This is a genomic window from Motilibacter aurantiacus (assembly GCF_011250645.1).
GTDB classification, from domain to species: domain Bacteria; phylum Actinomycetota; class Actinomycetes; order Motilibacterales; family Motilibacteraceae; genus Motilibacter_A; species Motilibacter_A aurantiacus.
Genome location: NZ_JAANNO010000001.1, coordinates 191939 through 212494, shown reverse-complemented (window position 1 = coordinate 212494; position 20556 = coordinate 191939). Strand labels below are relative to the sequence as shown.

General features: G+C 76.1%; 16 protein-coding genes and 1 riboswitch. Of the genes, 10 read left to right on the top strand and 6 right to left on the bottom strand.

The window, feature by feature from the left end; genetic code table 11:
- The first annotated feature begins 82 nt into the window (after positions 1 to 82).
- The 6 genes from G9H72_RS01000 (at position 83) to G9H72_RS00975 (ending at position 7804) form a co-directional block, all read left to right on the top strand.
- Positions 83 to 1381, top strand: coding sequence for a nucleotide sugar dehydrogenase (locus G9H72_RS01000; RefSeq protein ID WP_166166270.1), 1299 nt, complete (start codon positions 83 to 85; stop codon positions 1379 to 1381).
- Positions 1378 to 2067 carry a class I SAM-dependent methyltransferase gene (locus G9H72_RS21080; RefSeq protein ID WP_166166269.1) on the top strand — a complete coding sequence of 230 codons (690 nt, stop codon included), beginning with the start codon at positions 1378 to 1380 and terminating at the stop codon, positions 2065 to 2067. The genes G9H72_RS01000 and G9H72_RS21080 overlap by 4 nt, the downstream gene beginning before the upstream one ends.
- A gap of 14 nt (positions 2068 to 2081) precedes the next feature.
- A complete protein-coding gene (locus G9H72_RS00990) occupies positions 2082 to 2969 on the top strand; it encodes a hypothetical protein (protein WP_166166267.1) in 888 nt (295 codons plus the stop codon).
- Positions 2966 to 4672, top strand: a complete 1707-nt coding sequence (locus G9H72_RS00985; RefSeq protein ID WP_166166265.1) for a glycosyltransferase — start codon at positions 2966 to 2968, stop codon at positions 4670 to 4672. The genes G9H72_RS00990 and G9H72_RS00985 overlap by 4 nt, the downstream gene beginning before the upstream one ends.
- Positions 4669 to 6477: a hypothetical protein gene (locus tag G9H72_RS00980; protein ID WP_166166263.1), complete on the top strand. Its 1809-nt coding sequence runs from the start codon at positions 4669 to 4671 to the stop codon at positions 6475 to 6477. Before G9H72_RS00985 ends, G9H72_RS00980 begins: the two co-directional genes overlap by 4 nt.
- A gap of 79 nt (positions 6478 to 6556) precedes the next feature.
- Positions 6557 to 7804 carry a hypothetical protein gene (locus G9H72_RS00975; RefSeq protein WP_166166261.1) on the top strand — a complete coding sequence of 416 codons (1248 nt, stop codon included), beginning with the start codon at positions 6557 to 6559 and terminating at the stop codon, positions 7802 to 7804.
- Positions 7805 to 7822: 18 nt separating this feature from the next.
- Here G9H72_RS00975 and G9H72_RS00970 read toward each other — a convergent pair whose 3' ends face one another.
- The 4 genes from G9H72_RS00970 to thiO all read right to left on the bottom strand — a co-directional run bounded on the left by G9H72_RS00970 (position 7823) and on the right by thiO (position 10605).
- The gene (locus tag G9H72_RS00970) at positions 7823 to 8428 is read right to left on the bottom strand and encodes a thiamine phosphate synthase (RefSeq protein WP_166166259.1); all 606 of its coding nucleotides are present in this window, start codon (positions 8426 to 8428) and stop codon (positions 7823 to 7825) included.
- Positions 8425 to 9234 carry a thiazole synthase gene (locus G9H72_RS00965; protein WP_166166257.1) on the bottom strand — a complete coding sequence of 270 codons (810 nt, stop codon included), beginning with the start codon at positions 9232 to 9234 and terminating at the stop codon, positions 8425 to 8427. The genes G9H72_RS00970 and G9H72_RS00965 overlap by 4 nt, the downstream gene beginning before the upstream one ends.
- A gap of 1 nt (position 9235) precedes the next feature.
- Positions 9236 to 9424 carry a sulfur carrier protein ThiS gene (gene thiS, locus G9H72_RS22150; RefSeq protein ID WP_166166255.1) on the bottom strand — a complete coding sequence of 63 codons (189 nt, stop codon included), beginning with the start codon at positions 9422 to 9424 and terminating at the stop codon, positions 9236 to 9238.
- Positions 9425 to 9432: 8 nt separating this feature from the next.
- The gene (gene thiO / locus G9H72_RS00955; protein ID WP_166166253.1) at positions 9433 to 10605 is read right to left on the bottom strand and encodes a glycine oxidase ThiO; all 1173 of its coding nucleotides are present in this window, start codon (positions 10603 to 10605) and stop codon (positions 9433 to 9435) included.
- Positions 10596 to 10709, bottom strand: a riboswitch (TPP riboswitch). It overlaps the preceding gene by 10 nt.
- Positions 10710 to 10829: 120 nt before the next feature.
- Between thiO and G9H72_RS00950 the strand changes: the two genes are divergently transcribed.
- Positions 10830 to 13037, top strand: coding sequence for a sensor domain-containing protein (locus tag G9H72_RS00950; RefSeq protein WP_166166251.1), 2208 nt, complete (start codon positions 10830 to 10832; stop codon positions 13035 to 13037).
- 80 nt (positions 13038 to 13117) lie between these two features.
- On the opposite strand, the gene G9H72_RS00945 is transcribed toward G9H72_RS00950, so the two are convergent.
- Together G9H72_RS00945 and G9H72_RS00940 are read right to left on the bottom strand one after the other, a co-directional pair.
- Entirely contained in the window at positions 13118 to 13444 is a 327-nt protein-coding gene (locus G9H72_RS00945; RefSeq protein WP_166166249.1) for a tetratricopeptide repeat protein, read from the bottom strand.
- Between the two features lie 67 nt (positions 13445 to 13511).
- Entirely contained in the window at positions 13512 to 14996 is a 1485-nt protein-coding gene (locus G9H72_RS00940; protein ID WP_166166247.1) for an LCP family protein, read from the bottom strand.
- Between the two features lie 676 nt (positions 14997 to 15672).
- Here G9H72_RS00940 and G9H72_RS00935 point away from each other — a divergent pair.
- The 3 genes from G9H72_RS00935 to G9H72_RS00925 are packed head-to-tail and all read left to right on the top strand — an operon-like array spanning position 15673 to position 20554.
- Positions 15673 to 17652 carry an N-acetylmuramoyl-L-alanine amidase gene (locus tag G9H72_RS00935; protein WP_166166245.1) on the top strand — a complete coding sequence of 660 codons (1980 nt, stop codon included), beginning with the start codon at positions 15673 to 15675 and terminating at the stop codon, positions 17650 to 17652.
- Positions 17649 to 19442 carry a SpoIID/LytB domain-containing protein gene (locus G9H72_RS00930; protein WP_166166243.1) on the top strand — a complete coding sequence of 598 codons (1794 nt, stop codon included), beginning with the start codon at positions 17649 to 17651 and terminating at the stop codon, positions 19440 to 19442. Before G9H72_RS00935 ends, G9H72_RS00930 begins: the two co-directional genes overlap by 4 nt.
- On the top strand, positions 19439 to 20554 hold the full coding sequence (locus G9H72_RS00925) for a hypothetical protein (protein ID WP_166166241.1): 1116 nt from the start codon (positions 19439 to 19441) through the stop codon (positions 20552 to 20554). Before G9H72_RS00930 ends, G9H72_RS00925 begins: the two co-directional genes overlap by 4 nt.
- Positions 20555 to 20556 lie beyond the last annotated feature (2 nt).

Sequence of the window (20556 nt, the reverse complement as noted above, 5' to 3'; positions counted from 1 at the left end):
CTCCGGGAGATGTGCGTGGCGCGGAACGGGTTCGAGCGGACGCTAGCCTAGGCAGGTCAAGTCCCCCGCCCTGGAGCGTGCTGTGAAGGTCTGCGTCGTCGCCCTCGGCAAGATCGGGCTGCCCCTCGCCGTGCAGTTCGCGTCGAAGGGCCACATGGTCCTCGGCGCGGACGTCAGCCAGCGGGTCGTGGACCTGGTCAACGCGGGGGAGGAGCCGTTCCCCGGCGAGGCGCACCTGGCCGAGAAGCTGCGCGAGGCCGTCGACGCCGGGCTGCTCACGGCCACCACCGACACGGCCGCCGCCGTTGCCCGGAGCGAGGCCGTCGTCGTCGTCGTGCCGCTCTTCGTGGACAGCGAGGGCGTCCCCGACTTCGGTTGGATGGACGACGCGACGCGCGCGATCGCGAAGGGGCTCAAGCCCGGCACGCTGGTCTCCTACGAGACGACGCTGCCGGTCGGCACCACGCGCAACCGCTTCCTGCCGATGCTCGAGGAGGGCTCCGGCCTGGTGGCCGACGGCTCGGAGTCCGGCTTCGCGCTGGTCTTCAGCCCCGAGCGGGTGCTCACCGGGCGCGTCTTCGCCGACCTGCGCCGCTATCCCAAGCTCGTCGGCGGGATCGACGAGGCGAGCGCCAAGCGGGGCGTCGAGTTCTACGAGGCGGTGCTCGACTTCGACGAGCGCCCCGACCTCAACCGGCTCAACGGGGTGTGGGACCTGGGCTCGGCGGAGGCCTCCGAGCTGGCCAAGCTCGCCGAGACGACCTACCGTGACGTCAACATCGGCCTCGCCAACCAGTTCGCCCGCTTCGCCGGCGAGCACGGCATCGACGTGCTGCAGGTGATCGAGGCCTCGAACTCCCAGCCCTACAGCCACATCCACTCGCCGGGCATCGCCGTCGGCGGCCACTGCATCCCGATCTACCCGCGCTTCTACCTCTGGAACGACCCGGAGGCGACGGTCGTGCGGGCGGCCCGCGAGGCCAACGCCCAGATGCCGGAGTACGCGGTGGCGCTGCTCGAAGGCGCCTACGGCGACCTCGCCGGAGCGCGTGTCGCGGTGCTCGGCGCCGCGTACCGCGGCGGGGTGAAGGAGACGGCGTTCAGCGGCGTCTTCCCGACCGTCGAGGCGTTGAAGGCGCGCGGGGCGCAGGTGACGGTGCACGACCCCATGTACTCCGACGACGAGCTCGACCGGCTCGGGTTCGCACCGCACGCCCTGGGGCAGCCGGTCGACGCCGTCGTGGTCCAGGCCGACCACGCCGAGTACCGCACGCTCGGCACCGACGACCTGCCCGGCGTCAAGGCGATCGTCGACGGCCGCCGCGTGACCGACCCCGCCCGTTTCCCCGGGGTCGTCCGCCGGGTGATCGGCGCCGCGTGACCCAGCCGGTCCCACCTTCCGTGCTCACCAGCGAGGAGGCCGCGGCGTACTGGGACGACCGGCACCGGCGGCGCGGGGACCTCGCCTCCGGCGGCAACGTCCACTTCGACGAGCCGACCAACGAGATCTTCTACGCGGTGCGGCTCGGGCGGCTGCTCGACGTCGTCGGTGACGCCAACGCCGCGGCCGAGCCGCTGCGGCTGCTGGACGCCGGATGCGGCAAGGGGTGGTTCGCCCGCGCCATGGCCCGCTTCGGCCACAGCGTCGACGCGATCGACGCCAGCCCCGCCGCGATCGAGGCGTCCCGCACGGCGAGCGCCACGGCACCGGGACGGCCGCCGAGCTACGCCGTCTCCACGCTCTCGGCCTGGCGGCCCGGATGCCTGTACGACGTCGTCTACTCGGTCGACGTGCTCTTCCACATCGTCGACGAGGCCGAGTGGGCCGCCTCGGTGCGCAACCTGGCCGCCCTCGTGCGGCTCGGCGGGCTGCTCGCCGTGAGCGACTGGGACGTGCCCGAGCGGCGCGTGCTCGGCAGCTACCAGGTGGTCCGCGCGCGCCGGCAGTACGACGAGCTGCTCGCGGCGTCCGGCCTGCAGCGCAGCCGGCTGGGCCGGGACGGCTTCGTGCCCGACGGCTTCCGCGGCAGCCCGGTCGGCTTCCACGTCTTCCGTCGGACCGGCTGAGAGGAACCGACCCCGTGGCACTGCAGCTGCGCGACGCGCTGCGCCCCTACCTGCCCGCCGCCCCGCGCGTCCGCGTCGTGGGGCTGACCGGTGCGGCCGCGGACGACCTCGTCCGTCACCTGCAGCTGCTCGACGGCGCCGAGGTGACGGCCGTGGCGGAGGGCGCCGCGCCCGTCGGCGCAACGCCTGGCGGGCCGCCTCCGGTCGTGCCCGGGACCTTGACCGTGCTGGGCTGGCCCGTCGGGGACGCCTCGGCCGGCGACCGGGTCGCCGCGGCGCTGGCCGAGGCCGAGCCGGGGACCGCCCTCGCCGTGGCGCTCGACCGCGGGCCGCTCGACGCCCCGTGGCCGCAGCTGCTCGACGTGACCGTCGCGGCCGGCGGGCAGGTGCTGGACGCGGTGCCGGTGGCGGGGGACTGGCCGCTGCTGGTGCTCGTCACCGGGGGCGCCGCGCTCGTGCCGCCGGCGCGCTATCTCGCCGGCCCCGACGGGATGCTGCCGCCGGCGCCGGCAGGCGGCCTCTCGGACTCCGAGCGCCGCACGGCCCGGCGGCTCGCCGGGGAGCTGGTCTTCACCAGCCTGCGCGAACGCCAGCTGACGGCCGAGCTGGCCGCTGTCCGCGCGGAGGCGGACGTGCTGCGCACCCAGCCGCCACCGCAGGGGGAGCTGGAGGCCGCCCGCAGCGAGGCGGCCGCCGCCCGCGCCCGGCTGGCCAGGCTGGAGTCCTCCTCCGCGCTTCGGCTCGGCCGTGCGCTGGCCTCGGCCCGCAGCGCCCGCGGGGCCCTCCGGCTGCCCGTCGAGGTGGCGGCCCTGGCCCGGCAGCGGTCCGGCGCCCGCCCCGGCTCGGGCGGTGGCTCAGGGAGCGGCTCGGCGAGCCGCGGCACCGGGGGAGGCCGGGCGTGACCCGGGTGGTCATGCTCGCCGCGAACGACGTGGCGACCGACACCCGCATCCGCAAGGCCGCGCTGTCGCTCGCGCGGCTCGGGCTGGACGTCACCCTGCTCGCGTACGCCCCGGAGGGCGAGCGCAGCGAGTCCTGGATCGGCCCGGTCCGCGTGCTGCGCGTGCCGGTGGTCTGGGGCCTGCGCGACACGGTCCGCGAGCGGCGCGAGCGCCGGCGGGCGACGCCGCGGGTGCTCGGCTACGCCTCGCGCTTCGAGGAGCGCGAGGCCCGGGTGCGCGCCCGGCTCGGCTTCGAGGAGGCCACGCTGCGTGGCGGGGCGGCCGCCCAGGTGAGCCGCAACGTGTGGCGGGCGCGCGGCCAGCTGGTCAAGGTGCGCCGGCGGGGGCAGACGGCGTTCGGCTTCACCTACCGCCGGGCCTGGCGGGTGTTCGACAAGGCGGCGCACTCGGTGCCCGTCGTCGCCCCCTGGCGGCGCGTGCTGCCGCAGGTCCTCGACTACGCCCTCGCCTACGGCCCGGTCCTCGACGAGCTGGCGCCCGACGTGATCCACGCGCACGACGTCGAGATGACCGTCGTCGCGGCGCAGGCGGCCGCCCGGGCGCGGGCCGCCGGCCGGGACGTGCAGTGGGTCTACGACGCGCACGAGTACGTCCGCGGCCTGTCGATCTACGGCGGGCGCACCCCGCGGGTGCGGGCGGCGTGGGCGGCGCTCGAGGCCGAGTACGTCCGGAGCGCGGCCCGGGTCGTCACGGTCTCGCCGGACATCGCCGACCGGCTGCAGGCGCAGTACTCCCTCGCGGAGCGCCCCGCCGTCGTCCTCAACACCCCGGTCAGCGACGCGATCTCGCAGGGGGCCTCGGGACCCCCGCCGGAGCAGGACGTCCGCGACAGCTGCGGGCTCGGCCCGGACGTCCCGCTGCTGCTCTACTCCGGCGGCGTGACCGCCGCCCGAGGGGTGGGCACCGCCGTCGAGGCGCTGACCCGGATGCCGGACGCCCACCTCGCGGTCGTCGCGGTGCCCTCGACGCGCACGATCGCCGTCGGCAACCTGCGGGAGGAGGCCGAGCGGGCCGGCGTGCTCGACCGCGTGCACCTGCTCGAGCCGGTGGCGCCCGCCGACGTCGTGCCCTACCTGTCCGGGGCCGACGTGGGGCTCATCCCGCTCATGCACTTCGGCAGCCACGACATGGCCCTCACCAACAAGCTCTTCGAGTACATCCACGCCGGCGTCCCGGTGGTGGTCAGCGACTGCGCGGCGCAGGCCGCGTTCGTGCGCCGGCACGGCATCGGCGAGGTGCACGCCGCCGGCGACGCCGCCGGGCTCGCCGCGGCGGCGACGGCCGTGCTGGCCGGGCGGAAGCGCTACCTCGCGCCGCTGCACGAGGAGTCGCTGTTGGGGACGTACTCCTGGCGGGGCCAGGAGGAGGAGCTGCGCGCGGTCTACGAGAAGCTGCTCGGCCGCGCGCTGACGCTGCCGCCGGAGGACCTGCGGATGTCCGACCTGGTCGAGCAGCCGGGCAGCGGCGGCCCGGAGCACGTGGAGGAGCCCGTGGGCGGCCCCGACGAGCCGTGGGCGGGCGCTGCGGTCCCCGCCCGGCCGGCGGACGCCCTCGGGCGGCTCAGCGGCGAGGGCGCCGGGGAGGCGGCCGACGAGCTGACGCCCGCCCCGGGCCGCGCCGCCGACGACGAGCCGATGCCGTGACGGGCGGCCCGCCCACGACCGGAGCGCCCGCTGCCGTCGTGGTCGCCGACGCGGGCGCGGCGGACGCGGCCCGGGCAGCGGCGCTCGAGATCGCCCGGCTCGGCCTCCGCACCAGCCTCGTGCTGCCGGCGGCCGCCGCCCGCCGCTCCGAGGCCGACCTCGGCCCGGTGCACGTCGTGCGCGTCCCCGTCGGCACCGCACTGTGCGACGCGGCCGCCGCCCGCGAGCGGCGGCGGTCCGCCGCGCCGCGCGTCCTCGGCTACGCGGACGCCGCCGACGAACGCGCGGCCCGGCTGCGGGCCCAGCTGGCCGCCGCCGACGCCGCAGCACGGGGCGGCGCTGCCGCGGCGGTCGCGTCCGCGTACTGGCGGGGACGCGGGGAGCTCGTGCGGGTGCGCTCCGCGGCCCAGCGTCGGGTGGTGGCCCGGGCCTGGTCGGCGGGGCGCAGAGCGCTGGCGTCGGCGGGCAGCCGGCTGCCCCGTGCCGGCTGGCGGGGCGACCCGCGGGTGGGTGACCTGGAGCTGGCGCTCGGCCCCGTCCTCGACGCGCTGAAGCCGACCGTCGTGCTCGGCGTCGGGCCGGCGGGCCAGGGCCTCGCGACACGGGCCGCCGAGCGCGCTGCCGCCGCCGGGCGGCCGCTGCTGGTGGCGCGGCCCGGCGACGGGGTCCCTCAGCAGGTGCGCGACCTCGCGGCCGGGCTGGCGCCGGTCGCGGTGCCGGCGAACGTGACGGAGGTCGCCCGCGCCAAGCGGCGGGAGCGGCCGTACCTTCTCATCGGCCCGGCGAACATGGCCGGGCAGGGCTGGGAGTGGGCACGCGCGGCCGAGCGCGGGCTCGGCGTCGACGCCGAGGTGCTCACCGTGACGCGCGGCAACCTCGCCTTCGTCAGCGACACCCGGGTCAGCGCCCAGGACTTCGCCCGCAACCCCGCCTGGCAGCGCGGCTGGACCGCCCACGTGCTGGACACCGCGACGCACACGCTGCTCGAGGCCGGCCGCCCGCTGCTCGGCACGCTGCACGGGCGGGACTTCGCCGCCGACGTCGACGTGCTGCGCTCGGCAGGGATCGCCGTCGGGCTGGTCTTCCACGGCTCGGAGATCCGCGACCCGCGCCGGCACGCCGAGCTCTACGCAGAGTCGCCGTTCCGCGACCCGCACGCGGAGCTGACCGCCCGGCTGCAGCGCCAGGTCGACGAGCTCGCCCCCAAGGTCGCCGCCTTCGACGGGCCGAGGTTCTTCTCGACGCCTGACCTGCTCGACGACGTGCCCGGCGGGCTCTGGCTGCCCGTCGTGATCGACACCTCGGTGTGGGCCCCGCAGGCGGAGCCGCTGCAGCGCGCCCGACCGGTCGTCGTGCACGCCCCGTCCAACAAGGCCCTCAAGGGAACCGCCCGCATCGAGCCGGTGCTGGCCGAGCTCGAGGCCGAGGGGCTGATCGAGTACCGGCGGCTCGAGGGCATCCCGCCGGAGCAGATGCCGGCCGCGCTCGCCGACGCCGACGTCGTGCTCGACCACTTCGTGATCGGCAACTACGGGGTGCTCACCTGCCAGGCGATGGCCACCGGGCGGGTGAGCGTCTCGCACATCTCCGACCGCGTCCGCAGCCGCGTCCCGTCCCCGATCCCCACGATCGAGGCGACCGCCGGCACGCTCGCCGACGTGTTGCGCGGGATCTGCGCGGACCGCGACGCCGCACGCGCGACCGCGGCGCAGGGCCCTGCGTTCGTGACCGAGTTCCACGACGGCCGCTACTCGGCGGCCGTGCTCGCGCCGTTCCTCGGCGCGGCGCCCCCTCCGCACGGGTGACGCGGGCCGGCCGTGGGCGCTGATGCCCCGGCCGGCGCCTACCGTGCACGTGCCGTCCACCCCGCAGGAGCTCCACGCAATGCCCCGTACGCCCGTCACCGCCGTGGTGGCTGCCCTCCTCCTCGCCTCGTTCCCGGCCGCGGACGCCGCCGCCACCCCGGCCGAGCGCACGGCCCCCGCCGTGGAGGCCGTCCTGCTGGACGCCGCGGCCGGCGGGGACGACGACGCCGGCCGGGCGGGCGCTCTCACCCGGCAGGCCTGGCCCTCCGGCACGTACGCCGTGGTCGAGGCGCAGGGCACGTTCTCCCGCTGGGCCGGCGCGGTCTGGGGGACCCGGGGCGTGTGCGGCGTGCCCGAGCCGTCGCCGGCGTTCCCCAGCGCCGGCGGGGGGCAGGGCCTCGTCGGCCAGGACGCGGAGGTGGAGTTCGCGCAGTCCTACGCCTGCGACGCGGACGACGCTCCGCTCCCGCGTCACCTCGGCGACCTGCTGATCGACGCCGGGGGCGGCTTCACCCATCCGCAGGCGGTGGGGGGCCCGTACTCCACGCCCCGCCCGGACCACCGCTACACCTACGTCGTCGTCGGGACCGGCAAGCGCATCGCGTTCCGCGTCCGCGACGTGAACGCGGGCGACAACTACGGCCGGCTGCGGCTCGTCGTGCGCACCGCGTCCCGGGCGGACTGCGCGGGCGAGGGCTGGCGCGCCTTCGGCGAGTTCGTCGACGAGGCCCAGTGCGCCGCGCTCCTGCCCGGTACGTCACGGCGGCCCGCGCCCGCGGCCACGCTGCGCTTCGACTCCCCGCCCGCGGCCGTGCGCACGGGCGGGACGGCGGTCCTGCGCGGCTTCTTCTCCGGCACCGGGGCCCCCGTAACCACCGTGGATGTCGAGCTCTGGTCGCGGCCCGCGGCCGGGCGCTGGTCCAGGACGGCCGTCCTGCGCCCGACGGCGGCCGGCCGCGTCGCCGCGGGTGTCAAGCCGCGGGTCACCACCGCGTACCAGCTGCGGCTGCCCGGGAGCACCACCCGCTCGGCGGTCACCACCCTGCAGCTGACCCCGCGCATCGTCGTCCCCGCCCGGCTCGCGCTGGCCAGCGGCCGGTCGGGCACCGTGCGCGGCACGGTCGAGCCGCGGCGGCGTGGGCTGCGGGTGGAGCTGTGGTCCGGGCGGCGGCGGCAGGCAACTGCGCGGACGGGGCCGGCCGGAGGCTTCGCGCTGCGCGTGCCGGCCGGTACGGCCCGCCGGGCCACTCTCGACGTCGTCGTGCCGCGCACCGCGGCGCTGGGGCGCGGCGTACGGCACGTGGTGCTGACCCGGCCCCGGGCGTAGGGGCCGCGGGCCGAGCGGTCAGGCCTTTGCGGCGGCGGGCCGTCCGTCCAGGGCGGCCAGCAGCCGCGCGACCTCGCGGTCCGGGGCGTCGGACCGCATCACCTCGCCCATGACCGCGACGGCCGCGGCGCCGGCGGCCAGGCAGCTGGCGGCGTTCCCCGTCCCCACGCCGGCGAGCGCGGCGACCGGCAGCGCCCCGGCGACGCGGGCCATCGCGGCGAGCCCGTCGAGGCCGAGCGCCGGCCCGTACCCCGGCTTGGACGGCGTCGGGAAGACCGGGGACACGGTCACGTAGTCGCAGCCCTCGGCCAGGGCGTCGCGCACGTCCTGCGCCGAGTGGCAGGAGCGCCCGACGACTGCCGGCCGGTCGGCGGGGAACGCCTCCGCGCCGGCGAGGTGGACGGCGGGCGCGCCGGCGGCCGCCCCCGCGAGCACGAGGAGCCCGCCCACCGGCTCGAGCTCCGCCCGCAGCCGGTCGGCCAGCCGCAGCCGCTCCACGAGCGGCAGGTCCTTCTCCCGGAGCACGACGGCCCGTGCGCCGCCGTCCACCGCTGCCGCCACGGTGTCCTCGAGCCGGCGGCACAGCCGCCGGTCGGTGAGGACGAGCAGCGGCGGCAGCCTCACAGCTGCGGCAGGCCGGCCATCGGCGTGGAGGCCTCCGCGTGCCAGCGCCGCGGGATCCGGCCGGCGCGGTAGGCCAGCCGCCCGCCCTCCACCGCGTGCCGCATCGCCAGCGCCATCCGCTCCGGGTCGCGCGCCCGGGTCACCGCCGAGGCGAGCAGGACGGCGTCGCAGCCCAGCTCCATCGCCAGGGCGGCGTCGGACGCGGTGCCGATCCCCGCGTCCAGCACCACGGGGACCGGGACGGACTCGCGGATCAGGGAGATGTTGTGCGGGTTGCGGATGCCGAGCCCCGAGCCGATCGGCGAGCCGAGGGGCATGACCGCGGTGCAGCCGACGTCCGCGAGCCGGCGGGCCACGACCGGGTCGTCGCTGGTGTAGGCCAGGACCCGGAAGCCGTCCAGGACGAGCTGCTCGGCCGCGTCCAGCAGCTCCACCGGGTCCGGGAGCAGGGTCCGCTCGTCGCCGATGACCTCGAGCTTGACCCAGTCGGTCTCGAAGGCCTCCCGGGCCAGCTTGGCCGTGAGCACGGCCTCACGGGCCGTCATGCAGCCGGCGGTGTTGGGCAGCAGCCGCACCCCCGCCCGCTCGATCACGTCGAGCAACGATCCGCCGTCGGCCGGGCTCACGCGGCGCAGGGCCACCGTGACGATCTGACTGCCCGACGCCGCCAGCGCTCGGTCGAGCGCCTCGAGGCTCGGCACGCCGCCGGTGCCCAGCAGCAGCCGGGAGCCGAAGACCGCCCCGCCCAGCTCGAGCAGGTCCGCCGCCTCGTCCGCCCGCGCCGCGGGCGTCGCCTCCGCCGCCATCTCAGCCTCCTGCCACCGGTGCCAGAACCTCCACGGCGTCGCCCGCCGCGAGGACCGTCGTCTGCCAGGCGCCGCGCGCGACGACCTCGCCGTTCACGGCCACGGCCACCCGGCGGGCCTCCGGCGCCGACCGACGGACCACCTGGGCGACCGTCGCGGCCTCGTCGACCGACGCCTGCTTCCCGTTCACGGAGACGATCACAGTGCCGCGACCTCCGGTTGCTCGTCGACTGCCTGGAACCTCTGGGGCGAGAACGGCGCTGCCGCCGCGGGGAAGGAGCCGGTGGCGAGCACCTCGGCGACCAGGTCCGCCGTCACCGGTGCCAGCAGCACCCCGTTGCGGTGGTGCCCGGTCGCCAGCACGAGCCCGGGCAGCGCCGAGGCGCCCAGCAGCGGCGCGTTGTCGGGAGTCCCCGGCCGCCAGCGGGCGAGCGTCTCGACCAGCTCGAGCTCCGAGACGCCGGGCACCATCTCGGCCGCGTCGTGCAGCAGGTCGTGCACGGCCCCGGCGGTGACCCGCCCGTCGAAGCCGAGCTCCTCCGACGTGGCCCCGACGACCAGGCGTCCGTCGGACTGCGGGACGAGGTAGGCCCCGCGGCCGCGCACCAGGCCGCGGACCGTGCCGCTGAGCAGCTGCTCCCCGCGCAGCCGCAGGACCTGCCCCTTGACCGGGCGGACCGGGACCGCGCCCGCCGGGACGCCGGGCAGCCGGCCGCTCCACGGCCCGAGGGCCAGCACGACGGCGCCGGCCCGGAGGAGGCGCCCGTCGCCGAGGCGTACGCCCACAGCCCGCCCGTCCTCGACGGCGAGCGCCGCGACCGGGGCACGCACCAGCTCCACCCCGGCGCCGTCCGCGGCGGCCAGCAGGGCCGCGTGCAGGGCGCGCGGGTCCACCGAGTAGTCCCCGTCGACCAGCACCCCGCCGCGCACCCGGGGCGTGAGGGCCGGCTCGCGCCGTCGGCAGGCGCCCGCCGTCAGCCGGACGGCGCTCAGCCCCAGCTCGCGGTGGAAGTCGTGCAGCGCCAGCAGCGCACGCAGGTCGTCCTCGTCGAACCCGACGAGGAGCGTGCCCGCCGTCCGCAGCCCCACGGGCAGCCCCCCGGCGCGCTCGACCTCCGCGACGAAGGCCGGGTAGCGCTCCAGGGAGAGCCGGGCGAGGGCGAGCAGCGCCTCCTCGCCGTACGCCGCCTCGGCCACGGGGGCGAGCATCCCGGCGGCGGCGTACGACGCGCCCGTGCCCGGGGCCTCGTCGACGACGCTGACCCGCAGGCCGCGCTGCGCGGTGCGCCAGGCGACGGCCAGCCCGACGAGGCCGCCGCCCGTGACGACGACGTCAGCGCCGTCGCTCGCGGCACGGGCAGGAACGGTCACGCGATGCTCCCTACGCCGGCATTACCCGGACAGGTTCCAACGGTCGGCGGCGCGTCGTAGCCGCCCTCTCAGCCCGGTCGTCCCGAGCTCCCGATCAGCGCCGCGGAGTCTATGCACCCGGCCGTCCGGGGCGGGGACCGGGAGGTCGACGCGGCCCGCGTGCCGCGGCCGGTGCCGTCTGGGCAGGCGCTCAAGCTCCAGGGGGACGTGCCGATCTCCCGCAGGTGACCCAGATCGAGCCGGTGTCGGCTCCTGCCGGCGGCCCTTCCGCGGTGTGGGCGGAGCCCACCCGCTCCGTCGCCGACTTCACCTCTGCGGCGCGGGCCACGCTCGAGCGGCTGCACGCCCAGCTCGGCATGGACATGTGGGCGGTGTCGCGCCGCGACGGCGAGGACTACGTGGTGCTGTCCGCGCTCGACACCGGCGGGGTGGGCGTCGCCGCCCACGACGTCCTGCCCTGGGACGACACCTTCTGCGCGGCGAGCATCGCCGGTGACGCGCCGCGCTTCGCCGTCGAGGTCGACGACGTCCCCGGGTGGGCGCACGCGCGGGCCGCCACCGGCCTGCCCTTCCACTCGTACCTGACCGTCCCGATGGCCGGCCCGGACGGGGAGCTGCTCGGCACCGTCTGCGCCGGGTCCCGCTCCCCGGTCGACCCGTCATTGGCCCTGCGCCTGCCCGACGTGGAGCTCGCCGCGGGGCTGCTCGGGACGCTGCTCGCGTACGAGGCCCGCCTCGAGCAGGAGGCGCGCCGCGCGCAGGTCGCGGAGGACGACGCCTGCCGGGACGCGATGACCCGGCTCGGGAACCGCCGGGCCTGGGACCGCGCGCTGGAGGCGGAGGAGGCCCGGGCCCGCCGCCTGGGGCTGACCGCGTCGGTCCTCGTGCTCGACCTCGACGGCCTGAAGGCGCTCAACGACAGCGGAGGGCACGCCGAGGGCGACGCCCTGCTCCAGCGCGCCGCCGACGTGCTGCGCCGCGAGTTCCGCGCCGACGACCTGGTCGCCCGGCTCGGTGGGGACGAGTTCGCCGTACTGCTGCCCGGTGCGACCGCGCCCGGCCTCGTCACCGTGGTCGACCGCCTCCGGCAGAGCCTCGACGACGCCGACGTCCGCGCCTCGATCGGCGCGGCCACCCGGCGAGCGTCCTCGGGCCTGGTCGAGGCGTGGCGCCAGGCGGACGCCGCGATGTACGCCGACAAGGCCGCTCGGGCCGCTGCTGCCGACGCCGGGGGCAGCTCGTCCGCCCCCCGCCGCTCCGGCTCGCGCCGGGCCGCCGGGCCGGAGCCCGTCGCCGGAGCCGAGCAGATCCTGCGTCTGCTGGACTCGGCGCGCCGCCAGCTCGGGATGGACGTCGCGGTCCTCGGCAGCCTTCAGGGCGACACCTGGTCGATCCGCCATCTCGCGGCCCGTGCCGGCGTCCCCGCACCGCACGGGTTCACCTGGGAGCGTGCCGGGTCCTACTGCCAGCGCGTCCTCGACGGGCGGCTGGCGCCCGTGGTCCCGGACGCCGCGGCGCACCCGGTCACCCGGGACCTGGCGATCACCGAGGCGCTGGGCATCGGCGCGTACGTCGGCGTGCCGGTCCGGCTGCGCGACGGCAGTGACTACGGGGTGCTGTGCGCCCTGTCGGCCGACGCCCAGCCGGAGCTGCGCCCCCGCGACGCGAGCGTGCTGGAGATCCTGGCGGAGGCGCTCGGGGAGCTGGTGACGCGGGACGAGGAGCAGGCCGCCGAGCGGCGCAGCGTGCTCGCGCGCCTCGACGAGCTGCGCCGGGCCGGTGGGCCCGTCCCCGTCTACCAGCCCATCGTCGAGCTCGCGCAGCTGCGGCTCGCGGGCGCCGAGGCGCTCAGCCGCTTCCCCTCGGGCCTGCCGGACCAGTGGTTCGCCGACGCCGCCCGTGTGGGGGCCGGCGAGCAGCTCGAGCACGCCGCCGTCCGCGCGGCGCTGGCCCACCGGCCGGCCGTCGGCGGGTTCCTGTCGATCAACGTCACGCCCTCGGTGGCCGCGTCACCGGGCCTGGCGCGCGCGCTGGAGGGGCAGCCGCTGGACACGTTGGTGCTCGAGCTCACCGAGCACGAGCGGGTGGACGACTACCGCGGCCTGCTGGAGCACCTCGCCCCGCTCCGGGCACGCGGGCTGCGCCTCGCCGTCGACGACGCGGGCGCCGGCTTCGCGAGCATGCGGCACGTGCTCGCGCTGTCACCGGAGTTCATCAAGCTGGACATGAGCCTCATCCGCGACGTGCACCTGGACCCGACCCGTCATGCGCTGGCCGCCGCCCTCACCACCTTCGCCCGGCACACCGGGGCGTTCCTGGTCGCGGAGGGCATCGAGACGGCGGAGGAGCTCGACTGCCTGCGCGCCCTCGGCGTCACGCACGGGCAGGGCTACTTCCTCGGCCGGCCGGGGTCGCTCGACGCCTCGGGCTGACCGGGCCAGCACGCCCGGGCGCGCTGCGGCCCCCGGGCGCCCTCCGGGGGCCGCAGCCTGCTCCGACGGGAGCGGCTGGGTCAGGCCGCCTGCCCGAGCGCCTGCGCCAGCCGCCGGTGCTCGGCCGCGTCCGCCGGCCGGCTCTGCCGCTCGAGCACCCGGGCCAGCGCGATGCGGGCCCAGCCGTCGTCCGGCCGCCGGTCCACCAGCGTGCGCAGCGCCTCCTCCGCGCGGCGCAGCTGCGCCGACGCGAACAGGGCGCGGGCGTACAGCTCCAGCGCCCCGGTGTGCTCGGGCGCCGCCGCGACGACGGGCGCGAGCACCCGGGCGGCCTCGGCGGGCTGCCCCAGCTCGAGCAGGAAGTCCCCGCGGCGGAACTCGGCGTACAGGTCGGGGGTGGTGGTCATGGGATTCCTCCTTCGGTGGCCGCTCAACAGCGGCGGCGGGGAATCCCTTCCGACCCGGCCGTCCGGGCTACGCGCAGGTGTCCGACAGCGCGGTGCGCAGCTCGAGCGGGGTTGCCGACGGGGAGGGCTTGCCGGACCCGGTTGCGCCGACGCGGACGGCCCGCACGCCCTTCCAGTCGCTGCCGACGACGAGCTCGAGCGTGCCCCACAGGCCCTCGACCTGCTCGGACGTCGCGCCGATCACCGAGGTGGCGAGGGTGCGGCCGGACTCGTCCCACCGCGGGTCGTAGCGCACGACCGAGGCCGTGACGCCCGTCTGCTCGCCGAGCTCGACCGACTCCACCTGGAAGCCGCGCGCGCGCAGCGCCTCCGCGGCCGTCTCCGCGTCGGCGAGCGAGCCGGTCCCGGAGAGCACCTTGACCTTGACGTCCTTCGGGGCGGTCTGGACCCGCGGCGTGGGGGCCGTCGACGGGGTGGGCGTCGGCGACGGGGTCGAGGTGCGCTTGACCTTCTGGCCCGGCAGCGGCTGGTCGGTCCGGACCGCCTCCCAGATGCCGTCCGCCGCCGAGGTCCAGATGAGGCGGTTGCGGTCCACCGGCCACTCCTGCGTCGGCACGGTGGTGAAGGCGATGTTGCCCAGGCCGATGTTCTGCACCTCGCGGCCCAGCTTGGCCAGTGAGGAGATCGACATGTCCGTGGTCAGCGACTTGGTCGCCGCGTCGAGGAAGCTGTAGATCTTGTCGGGGCGGGCCAGGATGCCCTTCGAGGTCGCCTTGCGGATCATCGCGGCGATGAAGAGCTGCTGGCGCACCGTGCGCTGGGTGTCGGTGCCGTCCCCGATGCCGTAGCGCAGGCGGACGTAGTCGAGGGCCTTCTCACCCTTGAGGTTGTGCGGCCCGGCGGCGAAGGAGATGTTGCCGGTCCGGTCGTTGATCGCCTCCGGGATGCACACCCGCACCCCGCCGAGCGCGTCGACCATCGAGGTGAAGCCCTTGAAGTCCACGACCACGTAGTCCTCGATGCGCACGTCGGTCATGTGCTCGACCGTCTTCACGGTGCAGGCGGCGCCGCCGATGGTGAACGCCTCGTTGAACATGTGCAGCGAGCCGTCCGAGCGGTAGGTGCGGCCCTTGCCGTCCGTGCGCTCGCAGTCGGGGATCTCCACCATCGAGTCGCGCGGGATGCTGATGCCGTACGCCGACTGCCGGTCGCCGGACAGGTGGAGCAGGATCGTGGTGTCGGAGCGCTCGTCGACCTCGTCGCCGCCGACGAAGCCGTTGTCCCCGGCGCGGGTGTCCGAGCCCATCACCAGGATGTCGACCGGCTCGTGCTTCTCCTCGACCGCCGGCGCGTTGGTCGGGCGGTCGGTCCCCAGCGCCTCGTCGATCGACTTCTGGGTGATGTTGCCGTCGAGCCGCCGGTAGAGCAGGGCCGCCGCCGCGCCGACCCCGACGAAGGTCATGGCGAGCGTCAGCCCCAGGGCGACGAGCACCCGGTGCCAGACGCGTGGGGCACGGGCGTGGCGCGCTCGGATGCCAGCGGAACGGCGCATGGGTTCCTTCGGGTCTGGCCGGGCGACCCGGCGGGGCTCGTACGGTTGCCGATCACTCCGGTGCAGTCCGGGTCGGGGTTGCCGGTGACCCGGGGGGCGCGTCACCAGGACGGGCCCAGCGGCATCAACGCCACAACGGGGCGAGCCGTTTCCAGCCTACCGGCGTCGCTGTCCTGGCAGCCGGAGGCTGTGGCATACCTCTCCCGCTCGGGGGGTTTGCCGCGGCCGCCGGCCGGCTCCCGTCGACGGGGCCGGGGCAGGGCGCGCCGGACGGCCGCGCGATCGGGGGCGCCGGCAGGCCGAGACGGCGACACGCCGCGCGGGTTCACGGAAATCCTTGAGGCATGTGCAACGCTCCGGAGGGGAGACACGGCGGTGCTGCTGTGACTACAGTGACTGCTGTCGTCTCCTGATGCTGTCGCATGTGCTTCGTCCGATACGAGGAGTTGCTTCCTCATGTCGGACGGTGCTCCTGCCGAGGGACAGGGGACCGCGCCCGCGGATCGGTGCCAGTCGCGCCTACCGAGCTGGGCGCACGGCACGTCCTCCTAGGAGGAGGCGTCGGCGCCCGGGGAAGGTTGGCCGTCCGGTCCGGCCCGTACGCGGACGACCGTCGCCGGCCCCGGCCGGCGTCGTTCGACCGGCCGCTCTGACCGCCCCGCAGCAAGGAACGCACGTGCGCCCGACTTCCGCTCTGCTCGCCGTCGGCATCGTTCCGGCGGCGTTCGCTCTGCCTGTCGTCACGCCGCCCGCCCCGAGCGCGCACGCGGTCGAGCCCAAGGTCGTCGAGCTGGCGCTCGACGGGGTCGACCCGAAGGCGGCCTCTGCTCTCGGTGGCGTCACCCGGCTGTCGGCCGGCGCGGTCCGCCCCGCCGTGCTGACGCCACCGGTGCGCACGGCGCGCTTCGACCTGGTCTCCGTGAGCTGGGAGAAGGGGAGCGAGGGCGCCGGCACCGCGATCACGGTGCGCGTCCGCGAGCACGGGCGGTGGAGCGCGTGGGAGGCGCTCGAGCGGTCCGACGACGGCCCCGACGCAGGCACCCCGGACGCCGCGGCGCAGTCGCGCACCGCGAGCGCCATGCTGCTCGTCGACGGCGCGGACGGGGTCCAGGTGCGCGTCGACGCGGTCGGCGGCAAGGCCCCGCAGGACGTCAAGGCCGAGCTCATCGACGGCGGGCGCTCCGCCGCGGACGGCCGGCGCCCGGTGCGCCCGGCAGCGGTCGCCAACGCGGCGGTCGCCGCGCCGGCGATCGTCACCCGCGCGCAGTGGGGCGCCGACGAGAGCCTGCGCGGGCGTACCCCCAACTACACGGGCACGCCGAAGATCGGCTTCGTCCACCACACGGCCTCGACCAACAGCTACAGCGCCGAGACGGCAGCTGCGCAAGTACGGGCGATCTACGCGTATCACACCAAGGTCAACAAGTGGTCGGACATCGGCTACAACTTCCTCGTCGACAAGTTCGGCACGGTCTACGAGGGGCGCGCCGGCGGGATCGACCGGGCCGTGCTCGGCGCCCACACCGGCGGCTTCAACTCCGACAGCTTCGGCGTCTCCGCGCTGGGCAACTACGACACCACCGACGCCCCCGGCCCGATGGTCGAGTCCATCTCGCAGGTGCTCGCGTGGAAGCTCGCGTCGGCGTACCGGGACCCGAACGCCTCGGTCACGGTCACCAGCGCCGGTGGCGGCACGTCCCGCTACCGGTCAGGGGAGCGGGCGACCGTCCCCGTCGTCGCCGGACACCGTGACGTCGGGGCCACCGCCTGCCCCGGCCGCTACCTCTACGACGACCTGCCCGCCATCCGGTCCAGGGTGACCGAGCTCATGGGCCCGTCGTTCTTCGACCCGGTGACCTCGCCCGCGGCGGTCAACGCGGTCGCCACGGGGACCGCCCCCGACGGCACCACGCTCTTCACCGCGCCGGCCGGCAACGTCACGCTCACGGCGCGGTCCTCCGAGCCGCAGCTGTGGAAGATGACGGTGACGAACTCGGCGGGGACCGTGGTCCGCGGCCAGAGCGGGCACACGACCGGCCAGCTGCCGGGCATCTCGGCGACGTGGAACCGCACCGTCAACGGCCAGCCGGCCCCGGCCGGCCTCTACACCCTGCGGCTCACCGGCACCACCGAGGGCGGGGCGCCCGTGGCGCCGTACGTCTCGACCTTCAACGTCAAGGCCTCCGCGCAAGCGCCCGTGGTCGCCCCACCGAAGCCCGTCGTCAAGGACCCGCCGATCATGGCGAAGGTCTACACCGACGCCGGGGACACGACCTACAACGGGCGCAAGTTCTCCACGTCCTGCGAGGACTTCGGGGCGCTGCACCGCTGCTCCACCTACGTCACCGCGACCTACTACGCGCAGGGCAAGGGCAAGGTCCTCAAGAAGTACGGCAAGGTCTTCTCCGGCTGGGGCTACACCTCGCCCGCGACCGCCAACTGGGACACGAGCCCCTACGCGACCCCGGGCGAGAAGGTCATCGGCGGCAAGAAGTGGAAGGTCACCTGCACCGCCGACAGCGGCCCGCGCCGCTGCCGCAGCGACGTGCTGACCAAGGTGCTCACCCCGGTCAAGGGCAAGGGCGGCAGGGTGACCTACAAGGCCGTCGAGGTGTGGAAGCTCAACCGCTACGTCCGGCTGACGGTGGTCCGGTGACCCGCCTCGCCCGCGGCCTGGCCGGCGTCACGGCCCTCGGCCTCGCCGCGTCGCTCGCCCCGCTCGCCGGCGCGGTCGGGCAGGCCGCCCAGGCCGCGCCCGTCACCCGCGCCGCGCTGCCGGCCGCGTCCACCGTGACGGTCACCGGCGCCGGGTTCGGCCACGGCGTCGGGATGAGCCAGTACGGCGCCTACGGCCAGGCCCAGGAGGGGCGCACGGCCGAGCAGATCCTGCCGCACTACTTCACCGGCACCACGGTGTCGGCCGCGCCCGACGCCCGCCCGATCCGGGTCAACCTCGCGCACGGGGTGAGCAGCCTCGCGCTGTCCAGCACGGCGGTCGCGGCCGGAGGCGGCGCGTGGCAGCTGACGATCGACGCGACGCCGGTCGGCCTGGCCGCCGGTGACCGGGCGACGGCCACGGCCTCGGACTCCTCGGTCGCCGTCGCGGTGGCCCGGGCCGACGGCACCGCCGAGCAGTACGCCGGCAGCCGGCTCGCGGTCGAGTGGGGCGGCGGTGCCGGCGCGCTGGCCGGCTCGCCCGCCACCGTCGTGTCGGTGGGGTCGGACCAGCTGCGCCGCGGCTCGGTCGAGATCCTCCCCTCGGCCGCGTACGGCGGGTCGAAGGGCCGGCTCGAGGCCGTGGGGGTGCTGAGCCTGCACGACGAGTACCTCTACGGCCTGGCCGAGGTCCCGTCCTCCTGGCCGACCGAGGCGCTGCGCGCGCAGGCCATCGCGGCCCGCTCGTACGCCCTCGGCATCGTGCTCGCGAAGCCGGGGGGCACGCGCGGCTGCGGCGACTGCAACGTCTACGACACCGACGCGAGCCAGGTCTACACCGGCTGGAAGAAGGAGGGCGAGCGCTCCGGGTCGACGGTCTGGGGGGACCGCTGGCGGGCCGCGGTCGACGCGACGACCGTCGGGGCCGACTCCGGGCTCGTCGTCAAGGACGCGTCCGGCAGCCCGATCCGCACGTACTACTTCTCCTCCAGCGGCGGGCGCACCCGCAACAGCGAGTGGGTCTGGACGTCACCGCTGAGCTACGCGAAGTCCGTGGACGACCGCTGGAGCAACGGCTCCTACAACCCGAACCGCTCCTGGACGGTGAGCGTCGCCGCGTCGAAGGTCGCTTCCGCGTTCGGCCTCTCCGGCATCGCCGCGCTGGCCGTGACGGAGAAGGACGGCTCCGACGCCGCGACCGCGGTCACCGCGACCGGCCCGGACGGCACGAGCAAGCAGCTCGACGGCGAGGTCTTCCGGACCAAGCTGGGCCTCAGGTCCGCATGGGTGCGGTCGATCTCGCTCGACGTGCCCCCGGTCAGCACCCCGACCCCGCCCGCGCCTCCGGCGGTCGACCCGCCGACGCTCTCGATCGTCTACCGGCAGCCCGGCGAGCGCACGCACAACGGCCGGCAGTGGCGCACCACCTGCATCGACTACGGGCAGACCCACCGCTGCACGGCGTACGGCGTCGCGACGTTCTACGTGCGGGACAAGAGCGCCCGGGGCGGCTACGCCCGCCGCGTCGGCTACAAGCCGATGGCGACCGCGTACGACACCCCGGCGACCGCGGCGTGGGACCGCAGCCCGTACGGCCGGAACGGGACCTGGAAGGACGCGAAGGGCCTCACCTGGAGGACCACGTGCACCGCCGCCACCGGGCCGCGCCAGTGCACGGTCTCCGTCAACAAGAAGCTGATCTCCCGGGTCACGACGGCCGGGGGCTACCGCTACGTCGCCAGGCCCACCTGGGTCGTGCAGCGCTACGTCCGGCTGACGGTGCCGCGGTGAGCGCCCCTTCCCGCGGCGCGGCCGCCGTCGCGCTGGCCGTCGCCGTCGTGACCGGCTCCGCCACCGTCGCCCACGCCGCCCCGGCGCCGGCCCCTGCCGCCACGCCGGCCCCTCCCGTTGCGCCGCCGACGGCGCCCGCGGTGCCGCTCCCGCCGCCGCCGGCCACTCCGCAGTTCCCCGAGTGGATCGACGACCTCGCGGGCTACGAGGAGCAGAAGACCTGCGTCAAGACCGCGCAGCCGGGCACCGTCGGCCTGCAGGAGCTGCTCGCGGCCACGTACCCGGCGATCTCCGGCTTCGGCATCACCCGCGCCTGCAGCAAGGCCATCAGCGAGCACCACGAGGGCCGCGCCCTCGACGTGATGCTCGACGCGAGCGATCCCGAGGAGGACGCGACCGCGCAGTCGATCGTGGACTGGCTGACCGCGCCCGACGCCTACGGCAACCAGGCGGCCATGGCGCGCCGGCTCGGCGTCATGTACATCATCTGGGACAAGCAGATCTGGCGGGCCTACCGCCCGGGCGCCGGCTGGCTGCCCTACACCGGCGCCGAGGCGCACTCGGACCACATCCACATCAGCCTGTCCTGGGCCGGCGCCCTCAAGCGGACCACCTGGTGGTCGCTCGACCCGATGACGACGCCCGGGATCCACCTGATCGACGGCAAGTGGTGGGACGTCACCTGCACGTACGGCAGCCCGCCCTCGGCGACGTGCGAGGCGAAGGTCAAGTCCACCCGGGTCGTCTACAACGCGACGGCGAAGAAGTACGAGACCGTGACCGGATGGGCCCGTGACCGGACGACGTTCCTGGACGTCACGTCGGCCAAGTGGGACGCCAACGGCATCACGCACACGGGCGAGTTCACCTCGTCCGCGGGGCGGGCGTACAAGGTCTCCTGCGACGCGGAGGCGCCCGCGGCGCGCACCTGTGACGTCTTCATCAGGTCCACGGTCGTCGTGCAGGTCTCGGCGAGGCCGAGCTACCGGCGGCAGGCGGACTGGGTGCTGACGTCGGTCGTGAAGCTCACGGCCGCGCCGCCCGCGCCGCCGAAGGCGGCGCCGACGCCCAAGGCCACGTCCAAGCCGAAGTCGAGTTCGGCGAAGCGCTAGTC